Consider the following 18,104-nt stretch of genomic DNA (forward strand, 5'->3'; position numbering starts at 1 on the left):
GAGTGAACAACCGTTTGGATTCCACACTTATCCCATTTCGGCGATTGACCTGCGGAAACCAGTCGGGGAGACGCCTGCGATCCGCCGGAATGCCCGAGCAAAATGCTGTTGGTTCTCGTAGCCCACAGCCAGCGCAACGTCGATAATCCTCGTCGAAGGATCAACGAGCAGTGCACGCGCAAGATCGAAACGTGCCTCCTGCACGATGTCTGAATAGGATCGACCGCTGTGCTGCAGCCGCCGCTGGAGCGTTCGTTCGCTCATCTGCAACGCTTCTGCCATTTCGCGTAGGGCGGGATACCCGCCAGGCAGATAGGGCCGAACGACTTCCCGTAGAGCCATTGCAAAATTCCATTCCGCAATGTCTTCGTCCGGAATTGCTCTGGTTTGGAGATTCGCGTCGTCCGCCGCAACACCAAAGTCACGCGTGCATGGTCGAGCAAGCAAATCCTTGCTGACCAGGATCGACGTGCAAGGTTTGCCCACCAGAATATGCGTGTTCGGAAATGCTTCCTGTACAATGGGTGTCGGACGCTGACGCGAAACGAAAGTCATCTCCTGCGGACACCAGAGAGGTCCCGCAACGCTTCGGACGATCGAGATCATCGCCTGGAGGTCTACCCATTCGGCTAGACCAATGAAAGGATTGTTCTGGAACCCTTCCATTGTGCTGATCACCCGGACCTGGTCACCCTCGGGCTGCATTCGGATTGACAGAACGTTGTCCTCAAGGGACGCGCAGCGGAGGAATGCCTTGAAACGCGCGAACCCGGTTGGCGCGTCGAGGATCGCACGCAAGAATGCCGGACTCAGCGACCCCAGAGTTGCGCGTCTGGCTGACAGGTAACCAAAATCCATCAGCTCGAAGTCGCGGCTGCAACTGGCGAGCCATTCGAGACAAAGTGCAAAACTGACATAAGCATCAGGATCGTCGAGGGTCCAGTGCGGCAGGCGCGAACGCGCTAGCTCGCTTTCGACAGGTACACCGATCTCCTTGAGTTCCTCGAGATAAAGGTGCAAATGCGCCGCCCTGACGATCGCAATTTCCATCAACTTGTTACTCGCGTTGGCGTTAAATGGGCAGAGTGAACCGTCGCAATGTGTCACCTTCTGGATGCGTTCACAGGTTTTAACATGCATGCCCTTACGTGAGAAAGAATCTTTCGCTGATCCCCTTCGGGTAAGAACCGTCGCGGCGACACTTGCTCTATCGGGTCCCGTCTCGGTCAGTCAGATTGCTGCCCAACTCGGTGCCAGTTCCAGGACGCTTCAACGCCAGTTGGCAGACCAGGGCGTAAGCTTGCGCGCGATCGTTGAAGAATGCCGGCTTGAAATTGCCCGTGTCCTACTTTGCAAGACCGATCTGGACGTGCAGGAGATTGCGGCAAGGAGCGGCTACAGCACGCCCAGCGGCTTTTCACGCGCCTTTGCCCGATGGGCTGGCTGCTCACCCCGGATCTTTCGGAGAAAATTTGGGTGGCCATCCAAGAATTGAAACCAGGTGGCGCGAAATGGGCGGACAGACTGTTCCTGAAAACTTACGCTTCCTGCCGGCCGACTTAGGCGTCGCACCCTTTATTTTGTAAAGGAATTTGAGAATGTTTCGTTTTCCACTCATCAGCTGCCTGGCGCTCAGCGCCTCCTTCAGCCCGACATGGGCTGATGTGAGCCAGAAGACTCTCGAAAAGCTGTCCGCCCCGGCAAGCGTTGAGACCAGCATCGGCACTCTCAACTTCAAAGATGGCGTACCGAGCGCCGAGACCGCCAAAAAGGTTTTCGACACACTCGATTTCACCAACGCGCTTACCGTCTATAACAACAGTTTCCGCGGCGCCTCGGCGCTGGGGCTGGTCAAGGGTTTCAAAGAGCTGGGCGCCGGTAGCGGCGACGTGATCATCTTTGAGGAGCTGCTAGACGCAAGCTCGCTATTTCTGACCGGGAATGCCGACACCGTCTACTATCTCAGTTACGTGGACCTGTCGGACGGACCGGTGGTGATCGAACAGCCGACCGACGGCCTCGGCACAATCAACGACATGTGGTTTTCCTGGGTGATCGACGTAGGTAAGCCGGGTCCTGACCGCGGACTAGGCGGCAAGTACCTGATCGTCGGACCCGACTACGACGGCCCGCTGCCGGAAGGCGGATTTTTCGTCGCTCATTCCAAAACAACAACGATCCTCTACGCCATGCGGGCCTTCCTCGCCGACGGAGATGACCCCAAGCCTGCCGTCGCCAACATTAAGCAGAACCTGAAAATCTACCCCTACGCTCCCGGCAGCTACGGGACTTCTATCGCCGAGGCGTTGAAGGGTGAGGTCAAGCTGGCCGGCGAGCCGACCAAACCCGATATGAAGTTCATCAACGGCAGCGGGAAGTCGTTCAATACGATCCCTCCCAGCGACTACGGCTTCTTCGAGATGATCAACGAGAACGTTCAGAACGAGCCGGCGACGAGCTATGACATCGAACTCTCCGGTCAGCTTGCCGCTATTGGCATTGCCCACGGCAAGGAATTTGCCCCGGATGACCGGATGAAGAAGATCCTCACCGATGCCGCCACCGTGGGCCAGGGGGTCGGTCGCGCGTTGCAATGGCGAGGTCTTGAGGAAAACCCGGACTGGGTCCGCTATCCGGGCTCGCAGTGGTACCTGCCACTTTGGCAGGGTGGCGCGTTCTTCGAAACGCCGCCGCCCGCCTTCGAGGACGGCATGTTCAAGCCGCTGCCGCCGACCGGCGCCCGGACGCTCGATGCACGGACCTGGTTCTACTACGCCTATACACTCGATTCCCCGGGGATGATCATGCAGATCCCGGGTGTTGGGTCGCAGTATCTTCTCGCCTTCAGCGACGCCAAGGGTGATCCGTTCGATGGTTCGAAGACTTACAAGGTGACATTGCCCAAGGATATCCCGGCGGGGGCCTTCTGGTCGTTCACGCTCTACGACAATCAAACACGCTCGATGCTGGCGACGCCTCAAAAGTATCCGCGCGCTGGCAGCCAGAGCTATCCCTCGCCCGCGGCTGAAGCAGCCCAAGACGGCACGACGACGGTCTGGTTCGCCCCGGACCAGCCTGAAGGCGTCGCCCGTGGTAACTGGATCCAGACCGATCCGAAGAAGGGATGGTTCAATATCCTGCGCCTCTACAGCCCCCTACCCTCGTTCTTCGACAAGTCCTGGCAGCCCGGCGAAGTCGAATTGGTGCAGTGACGGATATCGCTGCCAGTAATACAGAATAATATCGGCCCCGATCGGCGGCGCGCCAAATTCCGACCGCGCCGCTGATCAATGAAAATTCTGTCATGACTTCAACACCTTGCAGTTAGCCGGCTCGTACCCATCGGCAAGCTGGTGCCATTGCTCACGCGTACCCAACCAAAGTTGTCGGGCGCTGGGGGCCGGCCATTGGAGCGACAACTGTGGAGAATTCTTATGCGGTTTGATTATTGGTTGAAGCAGGCGAGCGGCTGTCTGACCCTCGCGACATTGGTAGCGGTGACCGCACCCGCAATGGCTGACGATTGGCCAGGGGTACAGGAGACCAAATCAATCGCCGAGGAGGGTTATGTCTACGGCCTGCCGATCGTCATGGATTATGCGATCATGTACGATTATGCGATCGATCAGGATTCGGGGCAGTTTAAAGCACCCTTCAATCAGATTAAGAATGAAGCTCGTGTCTACACCTACAAGGATACGACGGTCATAAGCCCGAACAGCGACACGCCGTACTCGGTCGCGTCGCTAGATCTGCGGGCTGAGCCGGTTGTCCTGTCGGTACCTGCGGTCGAGAGCAATCGCTACTACTCAGTCCAACTGATCGACGGCAACACCTACAACTACGGCTACATAGGCAGCCGCGCGACGGGCAATGACGCCGGCGACTACATGGTTGTCGGCCCCGACTGGAAGGGTGAGACGCCTGACGGCATCAAGAAGGTCTTTCAGTCGTCGACGCAATTCTCTCTCGCGGTCTATCGCACCCAGCTTTTCGGCTCCGATGACATGCCAAATGTCGAAAAGGTTCAGGCGGGCTACAAGGTAAGCACGCTGTCGACATACCTGGGCAAGCCTTCCCCTGCACAGGCTCCGGCCGTCGACTTTCCAAAGGTGGACAAGGATCTCGTCAAGACCAATTTCTTCGAGTATCTGGACTTTGCCCTGCAATTCGCCCCCGCCACTCCCGCCGAGGCAGAAATTCGCGCAAAGCTCGCCAGGATCGGTGTCGGACCAGGCAAATCGTTCCAGTTCAAGGATTTGCCGCTTGGGCACAGAATCGAAATCGCGCTTGGCATGCGCGATGGCGAGGCCAAGGTGAAGGAATACCTCGGGCAGAAGCTTTTCAAAGCGAATGGATGGTCAGTCAGCGATCTTTGGGGAGATGCCCCCTTTATCGACGGTGATTGGGTCAAGCGGGCAGCCGGCGCCTCGGCGGGCATATACGGGAACGATGCGGCTGAAGCGGTCTATATCCTCGGCAGGAACACCGCCAATGGCGACGAGCTCGACGGCAGCAAGCAGGACTACACGCTGACATTTGCCGCCGGATCCTTGCCGCCCGTCAACGCATTCTGGTCGTTGACAATGTATGATGGAAAGACGCAGCTCCTGATCAAGAATCCGATCAACCGCTACCTCATCAACTCCTCGATGTTGTCTGACCTGAAGAAGAATGCCGACGGTTCGTTGACACTCCATATTCAGAAGGATTCTCCCGGAAAAGAAAGGGAGACGAACTGGCTGCCGGCTCCGGATGGGCCGATCTATCTGGCGTTGCGGATGTACTGGCCGAAGACCGAGGCGCCGTCCATTCTGCCGGTCGGCAAGGGCTCCTGGCAGCCACCGGCGCTCGAAGTGGCGCAATAGCCGCTGCGAATATGTCGAACCGTGGCGCCGTATTAGGCGCCACGAGTACAATGATGAATTCGCACACTGAGCGGCGAGGAGAATGGAACTATGAAAAACATGTCGGGACTGCTTTGCGTCACCACTGTGGCGTTGCTGGTTGGATTGGGCGGTGCCGCCGCAGAAGCGCCCCACATGAAAATGACAACTCCGATCCCACAGTCGATTGTAACGCCGGAAAGCGTCGACACCCGACTTGGCAAGCTAAATTTCTTCGACGGATTTCCGGACGACGAAACTTCAGAGAAGCTTTACGACAATCTCGACTTCATGCGCGGCGTTGAAGCTTTTCTCAATGCCATGCCTGGTGCATCCATGGAAGCTTTCCGCAATGGCCTTGCCAGCCAAGGTGTCGACAACAACCAGTCCATCCTGATCTTTGAAGACCTGATGGACTCACATTCATTGTTCCTCACCGGCAACACGGAAAGCATCTATAATCTGATGTGGCTTGACACCAAGGCTGGACCTCTTGTGATCGAGACGCCGCCGAACATTCTCGGCTTCATCGACAACCACTGGTTCGAATATGTCGGCGACGTCGGCAATGCCGGGCCGGACAAGGGCAAGGGTGGAAAGTATCTACTGTTGCCTCCGGGCTACGATGAAGAAGTGCCGGGCGGCTATTTCGTGCTGCGGTCGGCGACCTATGGCAACCTGCTCTTTTTCCGGGGCTTCCTTGAGAACGGAAGCACGGTACCCGCAGTCGGGAACACCAAGAAACTGTTCAAGGTCTATCGACTTTCGGACGCGGATAGCCCTCCACCCATGAACTTCGTCAACGGTTCCGGCAAGGAATTCAACACCATCCATGCAAATGACTTTCATTTCTACCAGGAAGTGAACGACATCGTTCAGTATGAGCCCAATGAAGCCTACCACCCGGAAGTGCTTGGGCAACTCGCCTCCATCGGCATCGAAAAAGGGAAACCATTCGCGCCTGACGAGCGAATGAAGAAGATCCTTACGGAAGCCGTGGCTGTCGGGAACGGGACTGCGCGCACGCTCACGTTCAAGTCGCGGCTGAAAGACGCTTATTATTACCCCGGCAGCGCGTGGTTTACGGGCTTTGTCGGCGGCAGCTACGAGTTTCTCCTACAGCCCGGCGTACGTTTTCTCGATGCTCGGGTATTGTTTCACTATTACGCTACCGGAATCACGCCGGCTATGGCGATCAAGCGCGTCGGCATCGGGTCACAATACGCTGCGGCGACGGTGGATGCCCAAAAGCAACCTCTCGACGGCAGCAAGACCTACAAGGTACATCTGCCGCCAGATATTCCTGCGAAGGATTTCTGGTCGTTCGTCGTATATGACAATCAGACCCGCTCAATGCTGCAGACGGACCAGCAATTCCCCAGCATAGGCAGTGACAAGAAGAACATCGTGATCAACCCCGATTCTTCAGTCGATGTCTGGTTCGGTCCAACGGCGCCCGAAGGCCATGAGAACAATTGGGTCCAGACGGTGCCCGGCAAAGGCTGGAACGTCGTCCTGCGCCTCTACGGGCCGTTGGAATCTTGGTTCGACAAGTCATGGAAGCCAGGCGAGATCGAACTCACAGAGTAAGACAACGTTTTCTCGTTTCGACCACTGAAGCAATAGATCTGGTGAAGACATGTTGACACGCGTTTTGATTGCGACCGCAATTCTTGTTGGCTCATCAGCTTCGGGCTCCGCCGAAGATGCTGATTTGGCCAAGAAGCTTTCCAACCCGGTTGCTGCGCTGATCAGCGTGCCGTTGCAATGGAATTACGATCAGGGGATTGGTCCATCGGATGGCAACAAGATAACCTTGAACATCCAGCCGGTTATCCCGATAACCCTGAACGAGCATTGGAACCTGATTTCCCGAACCATCGTCCCGGTAGCCTGGCAGCATGATATAGCGGGTAACTCGGGTACCCAGTTCGGACTGGGCGATACGACGCAGAGCCTGTTTGTTTCTCCTCAGGCTCCGGGACCAGGTGGCCTGATCTGGGGCCTTGGGCCGGTTCTCCTGGTTCCGACCGGCACCGACGACTTGCTGAGTTCCAGGAAATGGGGTGCAGGTCCCACGGGCGTCGTACTTCACCAGAGTGGTCCTTGGACAGTTGGTGCTCTCGCCAATCACGTCTGGTCGTTTGCAGGTGATGAAAACCGGAGCGATGTGAATTCGACCTTCATCCAGCCCTTTGTTTCCTACACGACCAGGGATGCCTGGACATTCACCTTGAATTCGGAGTCCACCTACGACTGGGTTTCCGATGAATGGTCGATCCCCATAAACGCAATGGTTTCAAAACTCGTCACGATCGACAAGCAGCCGATCAGCTTTCAGGCGGGTGTTCGCTACTACGCGGCAAGTACAAGCAACGGCCCCGAGGGTTTCGGAGCTCGAGCGGCGGTAACCTTCCTCTTCCCGAAATAGCCGTGTTTTGGAGCGGGAGCAGTATGTTGTCATTCGGAGTGCCACTTGCGTCGTCGAGGCAAGATCAAAATAGTATGACTTTTACGGATCCTGCTATTGAAGCATGGAAAACGCTGAGTGTTATTGGCGCTGAAAGATGCTCTCCCACCGATGTACGCAGTTTCGCCGTCGGAGGCTCTTCCGACTTAATCGATTTAACCTGAGATACAGGAAAACCAATGAATGCGGATTGATCGGCACAGGGAACAGTCGGCCGCGATCACAATCTGCTTCATAACGCTTAAGGCAGGAACGGCAGGTCTTACCGAAAACGGCATATCGGCGACCATCCATAAGCCTCGGTATGAATATTCCGCCGTCCTGATGTCGCACGTTTCAAGTTCGCCGGGGATGGGAAGCGCACAGCTTTTTTCGCCAGCTTAACACTAGGAGAAATGACGCATGAGTATCGGAAAAATGAACAGACGAGATGCAATTCTGGCAACGGGTCTCATAGCTGCAGGCGCAACAGTCGCCCCGGCTATCGCCGCCGAGGAAGAAGCCGAACTGCTATTCGTACAGAACAGCGGCGGCGCCAAATTGTCTGGCGGAAAGCTGACCCTTACGGGTGCAAGTGCAAGCACCTTGTATTTTTCCGACCGGCCGGAACGCATCGTTGGCCGTGTGACGACAAAGGAATTTGTCGATCACTGGGCTACCGGCGACGACAGCTTCAAGCAAGACCCGCCCAATGCTGTGTTGACCGCAGACAATGGCGGTGAGGCGGTCGAGGTCACACTGGTGCTCAAAAACCCGACACTGGAGGGTAGCGACCTCGTTTACGAGGTGGAAGTGCTCGATGGGCCGTCGGAGGTTTCCGGCACCTGGGCTTCGCTCTTCATTGACCTGATTGGAGCGCCACTTACGCCGTTGTCTTATGCGGGAGTTGCACGCAGGGCTGGGCGTAGAACCGCAAGACGGGTCATGTGGCGCTAGCGGCTGGTCCGATTTGTGAAGTGATCACAAGATTTGCGTCTGGCCGTAAGCATGGCTTGCGCGACTAGGCGCAAACTAGATGTGCAGGGTAATTGGACAGCAAGATTTGTGTCTCTCATCAATCTAAAAAGAAATCAGTTCGTTTCTTAACGTTCCCAGTCACAAGGGAAAGTAAATAGAGCGGGAGATTAGTAAATGGACAAGCTTATACACTCTGGAATTGGAGCAATAGTTTTCGTGGTCGTTGCGATTACATCGCCCCTTGTCGCGCTGGCTGATTGTTCGGCCGATATAGACAAGGTGGAAAATGCGATCGTCAACGCCCAGGAACAGGGAATCGCGGAAACCACGGCGGAACAGATGCGTGAGCTTCTCGAAAACGCAAATGCCGAAAGGAAAAAGGGCGACGAAGCAAAATGCCAGGAAATAATCAATCAGGCCAAGTACATCGGAAATGTCGACTAGGCCAGAGGTCGTCCGACTGAAATCAGTCGATCGGCCAGAGGCCGATCGATCTTGAAATGTCAGGGTATCTTGTGCGTTCTCCCGAACGCACAAGATACACGCAGCTCATTTACATGATTGCAAATCGAAGCTTCTATCAATTATAGGTAATTATCATGAAATTCAGAAGGTTAGCCATCGCAGCAAGTATCCTGTTGCTGTCGGCATCTGCGGCTGCTTCTCAGACCGTCGGGTTTGCTGAAGCGATCAAGCTCCTGGCTGCAAGCTGCGGCAAGGACATTCAGGCCCATTGCCAATCGGCTTCGCTGGCAAACAACGGCATTACGGCCTGCCTGGAGAAAAACCAGTCCAAGATATCGCAGAAGTGCAATGCCGACCGCGTGGTCGTCATCGGATTGATCCAGGCCCGGCTGGCAGCCCAGGCCGAGGTCGCGCAAATCTGCAATCGCGACATGGCCCAGTATTGCAAGGGGGTCAAACCCGGCGCGGGCCATATGCTGCGTTGCCTCTTGAAGGCACAGCCATCAGTGAGCAGCAAATGTAACAGTGCGATCGACCTCGCCGGTTACCGTTAAGCCAGGATCAAGAGGCAATTTCCATGAACAAATATCTTCTGGCCGGCACTGTCGCCGCGCTTATCGCTTCAACGGCGGCGGCCTTTTCGCAGACCAGTCTCAGCCGTAACGAAATCATCAATTCGCTGCAAGGGGCCCAGCAGGAAGTCGACATCAGCGCCGACGCACTGCAGAAAGCGGCCATCGAAAACATCCAGAAATATCCGGGCGCCAACTCGCCCAATACTCTGCCCCTGGCGGACAAGCTGGCAACGCTGCGCCAGTTCAACGTCGAGATCACTTTCCATTTCGACTCCGCAAACATCGCTCCGGAATCCTATGAAACCGTGGGTTTGATCGCGGACGCACTGCACACGCCCTATCTGGCAGGCCAGACATTCTTCATTGTCGGTCATACCGACGCCAAGGGAGCGCGTGAATACAACCTGGAGCTCTCCATCAAGCGGGCCCAGGCCGTCCGTGAGGCGCTGGTCACCACGTTCCGGGTGCCCGGCGAATATCTCTTTGCCGTCGGTCTTGGCGAGGAGCAGCTGCGCGATCCCTCAAATCCGGACGCAGCCGTCAACAGGCGCGTTCAGCTGATCAACCTCGGCTACAAGTAAGCCGAGAGTTCCTGACGCCCGAAAGTGCCCCGACCAGGGACAATTTCGGGCGCAGCAGGACGCAAGTGTGATACTCCGGACAATCAGGTGCATATCGCCTGCCCGCAGAAAGTATCAATCAAGCAAGTGGAAAGCATCATGTCGCCTATTCGCATCTGCAGCGCGCTGCTCCTAGTCCTGGCAACGTTGAGTGCCTGCCAGTCAAACACCGGCTCGGATACCGGGCTCGGCGAGCCGGGCGTTGACATTGTTGCTGGTGCTGAGGGGCCTGATAGTCCCCCAGGAGAATGCCTGGACGATGGTTCGGAAGGCACGTCCGACACGTTGGGATGCCCTTGAGCTCAGCCTGACTGTTGATGATAGATGCCGGATGTCAAAGCTGTGCTGGTTGAAGTGGGTTTTGTCGTTTAAGATATGCCCACTTTCTGGTGGCGTGATTGCAACTGCGGTCGGAGACAAGAGGCATCAGTCAGACCGTGGGCCAAGCAGGGCATCGAATTCGCATTGCTTGGAGACCTTATCGATAACGAGAAGGTCTGCTAGCAGAAATCTAATTCAAATCGAGAACGTCTGATTTGAGCGCGAAATATGGACTGGCTGCTTATGCCAAGACCTACAATCAGCTACAGGAGGGCAAGCGGACTGTCTGGTAGAAGTAGCTATGCGATGCCGGTCAGGCGAAAGTCCCGTACAAGCGCTCAATAGTCCAGAAAGACGCGATAATACCGATTGCATATGCAGCGGTGGAAATAGACCGTCGCGGAAGTCTCACGACTTTTTTCAACGCGGCGAGAACAAGCAGAATTGCCCCCACGAACAACAGTTGTCCGATTTCTACACCGGCGTTGAAAAAGAAGAGTGCCAACGGAATGTCACCCTGAGGCAGGCCGATCTCCTGGAGTGCTCCGGCAAATCCAAACCCGTGCAACAAACCAAATGCAAAAGCCACGATCCACGGCGAGCTTATGGTGAGGCTGGATCTACCGCGCTCCATGGCAAGGATTTCGGCTGCCACCAGCAAAATACTGAAAGCAATCATGATCTCGACCGGGCCGGAAGGGAGGGCAATCCAGCCCAGTGTCGCACAGGTGAGCGTGATCGAGTGAGCGATGGTAAATGCGGTAATCGTCTTCACCAGGACAAGCCAGTTTCGAACAATGAGCATCAGGGCTGCGACAAAGAGGAGATGATCGAAACCAAAAAGGATGTGTTCGATTCCCTGTATTAAAAACGTGCCTGCCACCTGGAGAGTGTTTTGCTTCTTCTGGATGTCAATCCAGGGCCTGGACGGCCGAACTAGCGTGGTCGAGACGGAACCGTCTTCCTGTTTGATGCGCACCAGGACATCGGTAATCGTACCTTCTAGGCCGATAAACCCGATACGTTCTCCGTCGATTCCACCCGGGATCTCCACTGCCAGACGCTCCACCGTGGTCCCCGGCATGTTCTGGCGTCTTGCTTCGGACAAGGCAATGGCTTGTGGTGGCAGATCAAGGGCTACAGGCAAAGGCGCTCCGGACAGGACCGGTGTTCGCCAGATGAGAGTGTAGCGATCGGCCGCGAGGGGTTCGATCTGCAAATAGGCCGGGCGAACGTCATGCGCTCGTGCGGTTTGCGTTACCAGCGGTTGAACAAATGACGCAAGAAGCGCCAGCAGTGGAAGGATCCTGATTAGATTGGTGAACATTATTGGTCTGCCACCATATCCGAGGGCGCGCGGCTTGCGGTCGTCGCGGACGTATAGTCCACGCTTGCAGGATCGGGGATCACGATCTCATAGCGTGACAGCATTTCCTCGTAGGCGCGATCACGGATTTCACTGTATCGCTCCTGCAGCCAGGCTGCTCGCACGTCTTCTTCCACGGTCTCGAACAAGGCTGTGCCACCGGGTTCGATTGTATCGACCCAAACCAGGTGCCAGCCATATCCGGAGCGAACCGGACCATGCCAGTATCCTGGCTCGAGCTCGAATAGGGCCTCCACAAATCCGGGTCCGAATTCGCGTGCGATTTCGTCGGGTGTCCGGCCTCCGTAGTAGTCGCGAAACATGAACCGGTCAGCTTTTGCCTTGATACCCGGATCGTCGGGTTTGACACCCTCAAGTGTCGGCAGCAGACTGGCTGCAGCCGCCTTGGCATTGTCCAGGCCTCTTTCGTCCTGCGAGAAATAAAGGTGACGAAAACTCGCTCGCGGAGGAAGTGCAAAAAGATCCTTGTGAGCCGCGTACCAGGTCTTCAGCCCTTCCGTATCGGGTTCGGTCAGCGTTGCAAGATCGGTCAGCAGGAAATCCATCTTTTGCGCCAGGCGCCGCTCAATGATCTCGTCGTGCTGGTCCAGGCCGAGTGAAATCGCTTCCTGTACGAGTATTCGCTGAATGGCTTCCTGTTTTGCCAATTCACGCATCTGCTCGGCATTGGGGAGTTGACGCCCCTGCGAAAGCATCACGATGCCGATTTGCCGCATGTCTCCTTCGGTAATTTCAATCCGCATCTCGTCTGCGATCTCGTTTGTGGGGTGGTCCGCAAATGAAAACCAGACGCCGAACAGGATCGTGCCGCCCAGGACGAAATGGACAAGAGGTTCACGCGCTGCCTTTGCGAGCAAGAACCTGAGTGAGTTATCCTGAAACTCATTTTTCGGAGTATCGTTCACTTTTGCGTTGCCTTTCCGGTCAATGCGTCCCGGCCAGTCTCGATATAAAGGGTTGCCGCGAATTCGGTGGCCGGATTTGTGATTGCGCCACTCTCAAGGAGACCGGTGTAGTCGCCGATCAGGCTCCAATCGTTCCAGTCCATCAGCTTTGTTGCCACGTAATCGGCCATTGGGGGTTTTGCCTGAATGAAGCGCTTGTGGATCTCGACGATATCTGACCGAGGAATGCTCTGGTCTTCGTCGCCATGCACGGCCAACGCCAACAAAGCGGCCTCAATCATTGCAGGCGGCGTACCGGGTTTGAGAAGGATGTTCCCAGCAATCCACTCAAGGTGCGACGGTCCCAGCAGTTCGAGTTCTGCAGCAAGCAATGCGGCCAGATCCGTACTGTCGTCGTTTTTCAAGGCTGAACCGGTATGTTCCTTCAGCCAGGTTACCACCTCCTCCTCGCCGGAATGTCCGAGAAGCAGGAGGTAGGAAGCGCGGCGGGACTGGTTGGTTTCGTTGTCGATGCGCTTTCGCAATTCGGCAGTGGAGAAAACGCCGCGAAGCATTCTGAATGCGGGATAGGGCGCTCGTGCCAGTTCCCCATGCGCCAGGTCTTCAACACCTGGATCGCCGCATTCCAACTGAGGAGCAACAAGCTCCAGCCGTGTCAGCCATTCGTCAACTGTTGTTGGTTCCGGCAACGCTGCAAGCGACGTCAACCAGCCCGCATAGTTCAGGTCAAACGTGCCAAGGCTTGTCCAGCGGTAACCCAGGCTGTCGCGCACGAGAAGATTGGCCTGGTTGTTGGCAATGTCCCCTGAAATATCCACGCTTTCGCCTATGCCGTTCTGAGAATGAAGGTCCACCGGGTCTCCATTCGCAGGCTTTAGCCGGGTCAGGACTTGCCAGCCGCCGGCGGGCGACGGCCAGGCCAGAACGGCAATATCGGCATTGCCCAGTTTCTGTCCCGGTGCGACATTCATCGCAACCATACAGATTGCACAGGCGACAGACTGCGCTGTCGTGAGCAAGATTGCGGCCCCGGCGAGTGTCAGGGCCGCAATCGTCTTTCGCTGCGGTGTCATTTTCCGGGAACGGTTTTCGCGGGAACGACCGCGTCGGTGATTTCAGTGCCGAGGAAGGTCGGCGGTGCGACAACCTCATAGTTGGCGTAACCAAACTCGTTGCTGCGCGCGAAGTAGTAGACCGGTTCAGACTTGCCGCTCGCCCCCGAATCCGCTGTCTCCTGCTTGTAGACCGTATAGCTGTAGTCCCGGTTGCCGAAATTTGTGACGATCTTGCCGTCCGAAATCGAATAGGCGCTATTGGCTTCACCCAGATAGGAATGCGCGGCCAAATTGCCGAACTCGGAAGGCTGGGGAATGCGCGGATCAACGTTCATGAACATCAACAGGCCGTCTTCGGTCCAGCGGGACTTCATCAGCCCGCTGGTATTGAGGTTCTTCAGCCACAGATACTTGCCGGTGACCAGTGTTTTCAGCTCGTCGTCGGTCAGAGCAACGGCACCGTCTTTCGTCAGATCATCGGTTGTCTTGCCGGCAACTGCCTTTGAGCGGGCATCGGTTGTCGGGGTGTACCAGATCGGCGTCGACCAGGCGCGCTCCTGAACGGTGGCGGCCACCGTTTGCGGCGGTGCGATGCCGAGTGAGGCAGCCTGGATGGTGGTCCAGCGCGGGGTGGGAACCGCCAGCGCACGGGCATAGTAGAACGCATCCAGCGAGGGATCGAAATCCGGGTCGCTCCAGGTGCCGATCAATTCGGTCTTGCCGGTACTGTCGTCATAGGTGGCGCTGGCGATGTCCACCGTCGATCCGATCGGGGGTACCTTGCCTGTCACCAGATCCGGCGTGCGGTCATCCGACCAGGCGACGTCATAGACCTTCTCGAAAGACTGGCCGTTCTTCGACCAGCCTTTTACGATCTGGATACGATCCAGATTGGCCGCTGATGGGTCCTTCAGCGCCCAGACCACGAAATGTGGAATTGTGGTTCCAGAACGCGTCACACCATCCGGGGCTGGAAGGTCGCCGCCCATGGGCACACCTTGAGCATAGGATGCCTTGATCCAGTCTTCACGGTTCGCAATCTCGCGGGAAAGGTTCCAGCCGCCGAAGAAGCGGATCTGCATACGAGGGCCGCTGGTCGCAAAGGTTTCCTTGCGCTGCATCGCCTCGAACAGCGACGCCCGGGTATTTTCCTCCGCCCAAACGCCTGTCAGGCCAGCAGGGTTTTCAGAGCGCACATCTAGGCCCGTGAAATTGTGACCTCCCATGCGTTCCTTGGTCGTACCGTCGAGCCGGGCGTGCCCGCCGAAGAAGTTTTCCTGCCGGTAAGGAACGCCTGTGTTGTGCGAGTCCGAACCGCCGACAACGCCCATCTTGTAAGGGTTGTATCCCTCAGACTGCTGCATGGCGATGCCGTCCTTGAGGGCCTGGCGAACATAACTTCCGCCAAGGGTAACAAAGGCGTCCTCGGGGTTGCCAAGCAGGAAATTCAGGATTTCAAAGTTGGCAAACTCGTCATTCGGCGACAGCAGCGGATGCGCTTCTGAAGCGCCCTTGATCTGCTTCATCTCTGTCAGCAACTCATTGCGGGACCGTGCCTCAGCCCAGGCCTGATCAATGGGGCGTCCGGTCATATCGACTTCGGTCGGATACATCAGTCCGCCGGAGACGTTGGCATTGTGCGAGATTGCAAACAATTCGTTGCCAGCCTCACGCTGCTTGTCCATCCATGCCCACAAGTCGGACGGAACTTCACTGTCAAGCGCGCTGTAAGGGGCTGCCGGTACCTTTGCACAGTCCTTGAAGAAAATATTGCGGTGCATGTTGCGAAACTTCGGCGTCGATGTCCATTCGTAGGAACAGAATGCCGTGAATTTGCCGGGCTCGTTGGCGGCATCCGCAGCTTTATTATTCTCCTGCCAAACGGTGTTGGCGATTTCCGGCTTAACCAGGTCGGCGATCGGGTGCCCGTTGATCATGCTCTCACCAAGCCAAAGATAGATCCTCGTGATATCGGCCGCGTCGTGTACCTTCAGTTTCTCGGCGATTGGCAGCTTGCTGATCGTAGAATCAGGGTCGTTTGCGAGCCGTACCACTCCGGCATATTCCGAGTGGTCGGTTACCCCCATCCAATCGAGTGGCGTGGTGATCTGGATGTTGTAGCCGAGCGGGTGCTTGATCGGCTGACCCTTGGCATAATTATAGGCATCGGCCGGTCCGGTGAGATGGTTGCCAAAGATATAAGCGTCGAAGGACCAACTGGTGTGGACGTGGGTTTCGCCGAAATAGGCATTGCGTTCCTGCGCGCTAGCTGCCCCGCAGAGCGCAATGCCTGCGACTGTGGCCAATAGAACCGTTTTGTGAATAGTCATTACTCAACCCTCCTCGGACGGGGTGACGCCACCTACGAAACCGTAAAATGCCGATTGTCCCGCTTCGTTTTCCAATCTGTCCTTGACCAATATGTGCCCAGCCTAGAACCGAACTCCCAGGCTCATGTACGGCCCGTGCAAGGTTCCCTCGTAGTCAAACCGGTTTGCCCCTGAGCCGGATTCGTAATTCGTATAAAGCGCCCGGTAGCCGAGAGCCGTTGAAAAATGGTCCGTCCAATTGTAGCTGGCGGACAGGAAGCCTTGCGTGGTGAACTGAGAGCCGACGCCGAAACCGCCGATGTCTGCAAGCCCCTTGACTGCCCAACGGTCGTTGATGTCGTATTGCATCGCCAGACCGACGATGGGATCGACCCAGGCATGGGTACTGTCGTGATTGACGCTGATTGGGAATGTCCCGGACTGAAGTGTCGTTTCCGAAGAAAGCTGCTGATAGCGCACACCCGCGGTGACATTGAGATCGAGTTTGTTGACGTTCAACGGCAACTCGTACCCGCCGATGGCGGACAGGATCAGCAGCTGCTGGTCGTATTTCAGGGTCGGTGAATTGCCGACTTTCAACGTCGTCTTGTCGGAGAGATTTGCCCAGACAATATCGCCGAGGAACATCCAGCTTCCCTTCTTGACGAAGAGATCCGCCATGACCGCTCCGTCGAGGTTGTCCAGGATCTCGGAAAAGGGAACGTTCAGGCCGGCCTCTGGAAGGTTGCCGCTGCCCAGAGAGCCGTCAAGCGCCGTTGCCCAAAGATAGAGCGTTGTCTGGACTTCCCAGTCCGGAACCGCCAATTCAACCGGGACAGAGGAAGTCTCGGGTGCCGCCGCCATGTCGGCGCCTGCTGCCCCGTTCGGCAACGATAGGGCGGCCACCAAAGGGACGACAGCTAGACCGGAACGCGCAGTTATCATCGATTGCCCTTTCGAAAATTTTAATCGATTTATCTGTTGGGCTTCACGGCGTGGCAAGGAAGCGTTATCTGTAAATTTGACGAGAACGTTACGTCACGTAGGTCTACACTGTTTCATGCCGAAATTTAACAACCATTTTGCGCCAAAGCCCGCTAAGTTGAGCCTGCGTGGACGAAATTCTCCCACGTTGGTTTGTGTCACTGCGCTCACAGGTGTGCCAGACTGGGTTCGGGAAACATTTGGTGAGCGTGTTCTGGAGGCTGCCAACAGCGCGGCTCTGATTGATATCGGACGTATCGAAGACCTCGACTGTTTCATTCCTCATTTCGCCTTGTCGGCGTTCGCTGAAACTGTTGCGCGTCGGGCGGGCATCTCAAATCTGGGGCTGCTGCTGGCGCCTGAATTGTCGTTCGAAAGCTACGGCAAGTGGAGCAGCTATGTTCTCGGCGCGGCAACTCTTGGTAGTGCAATCAGGCGGGCGGAGGCAACGATCGGGTATCATAGCCAGGGCGACCGGCTGTCACTCTCGATCATCGGGGAAAAGGCCCGTTTCACATATTCCAGCGCTGCGCGAGGTCTCGCCGGATATCATCATGATGCCGTGGGCACCATTGGCGTCATGATGAGTATCTGCCGTTATTACATTTCGGAAACCTGGCAACCGGTCAGGATCGAACTGGATATCATGAAACCTGCCTCCGGTTCGGCGGACTTTAACGATTGCTTCCAGTGTCCGGTTCTGTTCGGGTGTGCCGAATTGGCGGTCGTGTTTGACAAGCAGGCACTTGAGAGCAAAGGATCCGGGCACGGGCCCGTTCCCCCGACCACGATTGAGGATCTCGCTCGTGCCCGGCTTGAACCCGCGACGCGTGAAGACCTGATTGGTGCGATCTGCACGCAAATTCGCACGCAAGTCCTGGCCGGATCGGTGTCCCTGACACAAACGGCACAGGCTCTCGATATCAGCAACCGAACTTTGCAGCGCGAACTTAACCGTGCTGGATTGGGATATCGTGATCTGGCTGGCAAACTGCGGATTGAGAGAGCTGCCGAATTGCTCAAGGATGACCGGTTAAGCGTGGCGCAGATAGCGTCTACACTCGGCTATTCGAATTCCGCACATCTTTCTCGGGCGTTTCGGCGGGCTAGCGGAATGCAGCCGAGCGAGTTTCGAACGGTGTACCAAGACTAGGCCCTGCTGCCTTGAGC

At 56.4% G+C, this 18,104-nt stretch carries 16 protein-coding genes; 10 read left to right on the forward strand and 6 right to left on the reverse strand.

The features are described from left to right. Positions 1-27: 27 nt before the first annotated feature. The gene (locus tag ACX3M4_RS26825; RefSeq protein WP_459355981.1) at positions 28-1,050 is read right to left on the reverse strand and encodes an AraC family transcriptional regulator; all 1,023 of its coding nucleotides are present in this window, start codon (positions 1,048-1,050) and stop codon (positions 28-30) included. Positions 1,051-1,138: 88 nt separating this feature from the next. On the opposite strand from ACX3M4_RS26825, the gene ACX3M4_RS26830 reads away from it, so the two are divergent. The 9 genes from ACX3M4_RS26830 to ACX3M4_RS26870 all read left to right on the forward strand — a co-directional run bounded on the left by ACX3M4_RS26830 (position 1,139) and on the right by ACX3M4_RS26870 (position 9,934). Continuing rightward, a complete protein-coding gene (locus ACX3M4_RS26830) occupies positions 1,139-1,495 on the forward strand; it encodes a helix-turn-helix domain-containing protein (protein WP_459355982.1) in 357 nt (118 codons plus the stop codon). A 103-nt stretch (positions 1,496-1,598) separates the two neighbouring features. Further along, positions 1,599-3,212: a DUF1254 domain-containing protein gene (locus ACX3M4_RS26835; protein ID WP_459355983.1), complete on the forward strand. Its 1,614-nt coding sequence runs from the start codon at positions 1,599-1,601 to the stop codon at positions 3,210-3,212. A 222-nt stretch (positions 3,213-3,434) separates the two neighbouring features. Next, positions 3,435-4,868, forward strand: a complete 1,434-nt coding sequence (locus tag ACX3M4_RS26840) for a DUF1254 domain-containing protein (RefSeq protein WP_459355984.1) — start codon at positions 3,435-3,437, stop codon at positions 4,866-4,868. 90 nt (positions 4,869-4,958) lie between these two features. Beyond that, entirely contained in the window at positions 4,959-6,476 is a 1,518-nt protein-coding gene (locus ACX3M4_RS26845; protein ID WP_459355985.1) for a DUF1254 domain-containing protein, read from the forward strand. Positions 6,477-6,525: 49 nt separating this feature from the next. Further along, positions 6,526-7,317: a transporter gene (locus tag ACX3M4_RS26850; RefSeq protein ID WP_459355986.1), complete on the forward strand. Its 792-nt coding sequence runs from the start codon at positions 6,526-6,528 to the stop codon at positions 7,315-7,317. Positions 7,318-7,758: 441 nt separating this feature from the next. Further along, positions 7,759-8,292, forward strand: coding sequence for a hypothetical protein (locus ACX3M4_RS26855; protein ID WP_459355987.1), 534 nt, complete (start codon positions 7,759-7,761; stop codon positions 8,290-8,292). A 195-nt stretch (positions 8,293-8,487) separates the two neighbouring features. Then, positions 8,488-8,757, forward strand: a complete 270-nt coding sequence (locus ACX3M4_RS26860; protein WP_459355988.1) for a hypothetical protein — start codon at positions 8,488-8,490, stop codon at positions 8,755-8,757. 155 nt (positions 8,758-8,912) lie between these two features. Then, on the forward strand, positions 8,913-9,332 hold the full coding sequence (locus tag ACX3M4_RS26865) for a hypothetical protein (RefSeq protein ID WP_459355989.1): 420 nt from the start codon (positions 8,913-8,915) through the stop codon (positions 9,330-9,332). 23 nt (positions 9,333-9,355) lie between these two features. Continuing rightward, the gene (locus tag ACX3M4_RS26870; RefSeq protein WP_459355990.1) at positions 9,356-9,934 is read left to right on the forward strand and encodes an OmpA family protein; all 579 of its coding nucleotides are present in this window, start codon (positions 9,356-9,358) and stop codon (positions 9,932-9,934) included. Between the two features lie 673 nt (positions 9,935-10,607). Here the strand turns inward: ACX3M4_RS26870 and ACX3M4_RS26875 are convergent. The 5 genes from ACX3M4_RS26875 to ACX3M4_RS26895 form a co-directional block, all read right to left on the reverse strand. After that, positions 10,608-11,621: a HupE/UreJ family protein gene (locus ACX3M4_RS26875; protein WP_459355991.1), complete on the reverse strand. Its 1,014-nt coding sequence runs from the start codon at positions 11,619-11,621 to the stop codon at positions 10,608-10,610. Next, positions 11,621-12,586 (reverse strand): peptidyl-prolyl cis-trans isomerase, encoded by a 966-nt coding sequence (locus tag ACX3M4_RS26880; RefSeq protein ID WP_459355992.1) that lies wholly within the window; start codon positions 12,584-12,586, stop codon positions 11,621-11,623. The genes ACX3M4_RS26875 and ACX3M4_RS26880 overlap by 1 nt, the downstream gene beginning before the upstream one ends. Continuing rightward, complete coding sequence (locus ACX3M4_RS26885; protein ID WP_459355993.1) at positions 12,583-13,659, reverse strand: hypothetical protein; 1,077 nt, start codon at positions 13,657-13,659, stop codon at positions 12,583-12,585. The genes ACX3M4_RS26880 and ACX3M4_RS26885 overlap by 4 nt, the downstream gene beginning before the upstream one ends. Then, entirely contained in the window at positions 13,656-15,971 is a 2,316-nt protein-coding gene (locus ACX3M4_RS26890) for a DUF3604 domain-containing protein (protein ID WP_459355994.1), read from the reverse strand. The genes ACX3M4_RS26885 and ACX3M4_RS26890 overlap by 4 nt, the downstream gene beginning before the upstream one ends. A 102-nt stretch (positions 15,972-16,073) precedes the next feature. Beyond that, a complete protein-coding gene (locus tag ACX3M4_RS26895) occupies positions 16,074-16,814 on the reverse strand; it encodes a hypothetical protein (protein WP_459355995.1) in 741 nt (246 codons plus the stop codon). A gap of 196 nt (positions 16,815-17,010) precedes the next feature. On the opposite strand from ACX3M4_RS26895, the gene ACX3M4_RS26900 reads away from it, so the two are divergent. Next, the gene (locus ACX3M4_RS26900; RefSeq protein WP_459355996.1) at positions 17,011-18,087 is read left to right on the forward strand and encodes an AraC family transcriptional regulator; all 1,077 of its coding nucleotides are present in this window, start codon (positions 17,011-17,013) and stop codon (positions 18,085-18,087) included. Positions 18,088-18,104 lie beyond the last annotated feature (17 nt).

This window comes from Roseibium sp. M-1 (genome assembly GCF_054515675.1).

Bases quoted from the DNA above. Each gene is read 5' to 3' on its own strand.
- ACX3M4_RS26825 (WP_459355981.1), bottom strand. From the start codon at position 1,050: ATGGAAATTGCGATCGTCAGGGCGGCGCATTTGCACCTTTATCTCGAG.
- ACX3M4_RS26830 (WP_459355982.1), top strand. From the start codon at position 1,139: ATGCCCTTACGTGAGAAAGAATCTTTCGCTGATCCCCTTCGGGTAAGA.
- ACX3M4_RS26835 (WP_459355983.1), top strand. From the start codon at position 1,599: ATGTTTCGTTTTCCACTCATCAGCTGCCTGGCGCTCAGCGCCTCCTTC.
- ACX3M4_RS26840 (WP_459355984.1), top strand. From the start codon at position 3,435: ATGCGGTTTGATTATTGGTTGAAGCAGGCGAGCGGCTGTCTGACCCTC.
- ACX3M4_RS26845 (WP_459355985.1), top strand. From the start codon at position 4,959: ATGAAAAACATGTCGGGACTGCTTTGCGTCACCACTGTGGCGTTGCTG.
- ACX3M4_RS26850 (WP_459355986.1), top strand. From the start codon at position 6,526: ATGTTGACACGCGTTTTGATTGCGACCGCAATTCTTGTTGGCTCATCA.
- ACX3M4_RS26855 (WP_459355987.1), top strand. From the start codon at position 7,759: ATGAGTATCGGAAAAATGAACAGACGAGATGCAATTCTGGCAACGGGT.
- ACX3M4_RS26860 (WP_459355988.1), top strand. From the start codon at position 8,488: ATGGACAAGCTTATACACTCTGGAATTGGAGCAATAGTTTTCGTGGTC.
- ACX3M4_RS26865 (WP_459355989.1), top strand. From the start codon at position 8,913: ATGAAATTCAGAAGGTTAGCCATCGCAGCAAGTATCCTGTTGCTGTCG.
- ACX3M4_RS26870 (WP_459355990.1), top strand. From the start codon at position 9,356: ATGAACAAATATCTTCTGGCCGGCACTGTCGCCGCGCTTATCGCTTCA.
- ACX3M4_RS26875 (WP_459355991.1), bottom strand. From the start codon at position 11,621: ATGTTCACCAATCTAATCAGGATCCTTCCACTGCTGGCGCTTCTTGCG.
- ACX3M4_RS26885 (WP_459355993.1), bottom strand. From the start codon at position 13,659: ATGACACCGCAGCGAAAGACGATTGCGGCCCTGACACTCGCCGGGGCC.
- ACX3M4_RS26890 (WP_459355994.1), bottom strand. From the start codon at position 15,971: ATGACTATTCACAAAACGGTTCTATTGGCCACAGTCGCAGGCATTGCG.
- ACX3M4_RS26895 (WP_459355995.1), bottom strand. From the start codon at position 16,814: ATGGCGGCGGCACCCGAGACTTCCTCTGTCCCGGTTGAATTGGCGGTT.
- ACX3M4_RS26900 (WP_459355996.1), top strand. From the start codon at position 17,011: ATGCCGAAATTTAACAACCATTTTGCGCCAAAGCCCGCTAAGTTGAGC.